Raw genomic sequence first — 3,260 nt, 5'->3', positions numbered from 1 at the left:
GTTGCAGGAGCAAATCATTAAAACCTTCCGCAAGGACGGCATTATTCCCACTCAGGTCAACCTGGTCGGCTGGAGTCGAGGCGGTATAAGTTGCCATATGCTGGCCAACGCCATGTTCAATGAAAGTACTTTGAAAAGCATTCCGGTGAAGATCCTCGCCATTGATCCGGTGCCCGGCATCGGCAACTTCCAGGAACATCGGGTCAAACTCAACAGCAACGTCAAAGAGTACGTTGGCTTCTATGCCCGCGACGAGCGTTCGAAAGGTTTCAGCTGCGTTATCCCGCAAACGGCTACCGGTACGCGCACGCATATCTTCCCGATCCCCGGCCGCCACGCCACCCTGGTCGGCAACGCTGCCGCTGACGGCAACGCCGGCCCGAAGGTCCTCGCCGAACCCGGCCAGTTCGTGCGCCACTTCGCCGAAGCCTGCCTCAAGCGTTGGGGCACCCCGCTGACCAACACCCTGAACCTGAGCGACGCCGTCCTGAAGCAATGCGGCGATGCGATGGTCAGGGACGCCGCGAAATACAAGGCCATGGAAAAGTACTCCTACACCTGGTTCACCGAACTGGACCAAGGCGAACGCTACGTTTCGCTGGGCAGCAGAGGCGTGCCTTTCTCGTCGGTGAAGGGCGGGATCTACGCGCCGGCGACCGGACTGACGACGAGTGTGCTGGATGTCGAGGGGTATCGGGCGATTCGTTGAAAACCGTGATAGATCTGTAGGAACGGCCTGCTCGAATCTGCATCCCGTTCCTACACGCAGCGGCGCCTTGTCTTCTATCGGCGCCGATAGGCCGAAACCTATAGTTGTGACTGTCGCTGCCAATTCAGCGGCTCGGGCTTGGTCACCCGATTGGATCATGCATTCGCGTCCGCTGTATGCTGCCGGCACTCAATTGCCAGCAGCGTTATGGTGGCTGTGTTTGGGACGCTTTCGAGCGTGCCGGGTATGTGCATGATCCTCACCGGTTGACCAACCCGAACACAGTCGCCTCCAGTCGCTTGGTCACGATGTGGTGGCTTCATTCGAAGCAATTGAGGATCTAAAAATGAAATCATGGAACGAGCTCCACTCCGATCGCTACCGCCCCGTCGACTCCAACCTCACTGACACCAAGCCCCTGGTCATCGACACCGATGCCAACCCGCAAGACATCCTCGAATGCGCCGTCCAGCGCCTGCGTGCGTCCAGTGACCTGCTGCAAACGCTCTACTGCATCTGCTTCAAACACGCCGACGTCGAAGACATCCCGCACATCACCCATGCCCTCTACCTGCTGACCAAAGACGGCTGCGACCTGCTGCAAGTCGCCCAGCAGAAAATGCTCAGCTGGAAAGCCCCGGCCTGAAGCTGAGAGATCGAATCGCTCTCAGGCACTGCCTGAGAGCGATGGAAAAAACGCAATCAAACGATGGAGATTCTCGTGAGCAAATTTTTTGATGAGCTGATGGAAAGCGTCAAACAGGCAGATGAAATCTTCCGCCGCGAGCACGGAGACCTCGACTCGCCACCTGCTCCAAAGATGCCGCTGGAAAATTGAAGAGCACCTTCAAGGCACACCGTTTCCTGACAATGACGAAGACAAATAAGTACCAAAATTATGCTTATTAGCCATAAAAACAGGTGGAATACTTCCAGTTAGCTGTTTCTGCCTCCACTTGTCTTGCCGAACATTCTTCTTAGTCTTAAGTGCTACTATTCTGGTAGTTAAGGCTTAAAAATGAAGGAATATTGGCACATGGCTAATAAGACAGCACCGCTCTTGCCCGCGACTTCCAGACTGCTTTCCGAGTTTGGCGAGCGCCTGAAGCTGGCCCGCCTGCGCCGTAAACTGACGGCCAAACAGGTCGCAGAACGATCAGGCATGTCGCTGACAACCCTGCGCTCACTGGAGTCTGGTGGCTCGGGAGTAACCATCGGTGCCTATCTATCAGTCATGCAGGTACTCGGGCTGGAAAAGGATCTGAATAAACTGGCCGAGGCCGATGAGATGGGGCGCCGATTGCAGGACGCGCAATTGCTGCCTGGATCAACCCCCCAACGAGTACGCGGAACATCCAGGATCAAGAAGTCGCCTCTGGTCGGCGAAAAGAGCACAAGAGTGGAGGAAGACAGCGCCTACATCGCCAGCCTGACGGAAGATTTTCCCCTCAACACCCACTCGCTTTCAGAACTGTTGAACAAGAAAAAAAAGCGGCTCCAAAACAGGTGAAGAATGACGCGAATTGCGGTTTATGCAGATTGGGAATCCTTGAATGGCGCAAGACGCCTCGGATTCCTGCATGTCAGAAAGGCCCGTGCTAACGAAGTGTTCGAGTTTGAGTACGATCCAGCCGCACTGGCCGATCCTGAACTGAACTTCATGAAGCTCGATCCCCGTATCAACTTTTTCGAAGGACACCAATTCCCCGGCGGGCACCAAACCCAGTTCGGTGTATTCGCAGACTCAAGCCCTGATCGCTGGGGACGCTTGCTGATGAAGCGGCGGCAGGAACGCGACATTCGGGACGGCTTGATGCCAAAAGGCAGCAAACTGTACGAATCCGATTATCTGCTGGGCGTACATGACCTCTTTCGCGTAGGAGGTCTGCGCTACAAGCTCAATGATGAGGGCAGCTTCCTCGATGACCGCGACGGCTTGGCAGCGCCACCCTTTTTAGAGCTGCGCGCATTAGAGCAGGCAAGCCGCGCGCTGGAAAACGACCCGGACAACACGGCACTGGAAGGACGCGAGTGGCTAAGAATGCTGATCGCACCCGGTGGCTCTTTGGGTGGCGCCAGACCCAAAGCCAGCGTTGCAGACCAACACGGTCATCTGTGGATTGCCAAGTTTCCAAGCATTCGAGATGACTACGACGTCGGTGCCTGGGAAATGGTGGTGAATGCTCTCGCCAAAAATTGTGGCTTGAGAGTCGCAACCGCCACCGCCCAGCGCTATGCGAGCCAGCATCACTGCTTCATGGTTAAACGCTTTGACCGAAGCAGATCCGGTGGCCGCTTCCACTTCGCCTCCGCCATGACCATGACCGACCGCGTCGACGGTGACGATGCCTCGAATGGCGCCAGCTACATCGAACTGGCTCGAGCGATCATTGAACACGGCTCAGAAGTCGACACCGACCTGCGCGAGCTATGGTCGCGAATTGTCTTCAATATTCTCGTTTCAAACACCGACGACCATCTGCGTAACCACGGATTCCTTCTCGACCCTGGTCGCGGGTGGCGGTTGTCCGAGGCTTACGACATTAATCCC

General features: G+C 56.1%; 3 protein-coding genes and 1 pseudogene. All 4 read left to right on the top strand.

Features of this window, described 5'->3' with window-relative positions:
- Positions 1–709, top strand: a pseudogene (locus tag HT737_RS17140) (hypothetical protein); the annotation flags it as partial.
- Positions 710–1,055: 346 nt separating this feature from the next.
- Positions 1,056–1,355 carry a hypothetical protein gene (locus HT737_RS17135; RefSeq protein ID WP_182403391.1) on the top strand — a complete coding sequence of 100 codons (300 nt, stop codon included), beginning with the start codon at positions 1,056–1,058 and terminating at the stop codon, positions 1,353–1,355.
- A 390-nt stretch (positions 1,356–1,745) separates the two neighbouring features.
- Positions 1,746–2,219: a helix-turn-helix domain-containing protein gene (locus HT737_RS17130; protein ID WP_182403389.1), complete on the top strand. Its 474-nt coding sequence runs from the start codon at positions 1,746–1,748 to the stop codon at positions 2,217–2,219.
- 3 nt (positions 2,220–2,222) lie between these two features.
- A partial coding sequence (locus HT737_RS17125) for a type II toxin-antitoxin system HipA family toxin (RefSeq protein WP_182403387.1) occupies positions 2,223–3,260 on the top strand: 1,038 nt, incomplete at its 3' end.

It is taken from the genome of Pseudomonas sp. MD195_PC81_125 (assembly GCF_014060985.1).
In the GTDB taxonomy this organism is placed as follows: domain Bacteria; phylum Pseudomonadota; class Gammaproteobacteria; order Pseudomonadales; family Pseudomonadaceae; genus Aquipseudomonas; species Aquipseudomonas parakoreensis.
Note: the sequence above shows the minus strand (reverse complement) of the source record. Positions and strands in the feature narration are given on the sequence as shown.

Coding starts and splice junctions, on each gene's coding strand:
- HT737_RS17135 (WP_182403391.1), top strand. CDS start 1,056: ATGAAATCATGGAACGAGCTCCACTCCGATCGCTACCGCCCCGTCGAC.
- HT737_RS17130 (WP_182403389.1), top strand. CDS start 1,746: ATGGCTAATAAGACAGCACCGCTCTTGCCCGCGACTTCCAGACTGCTT.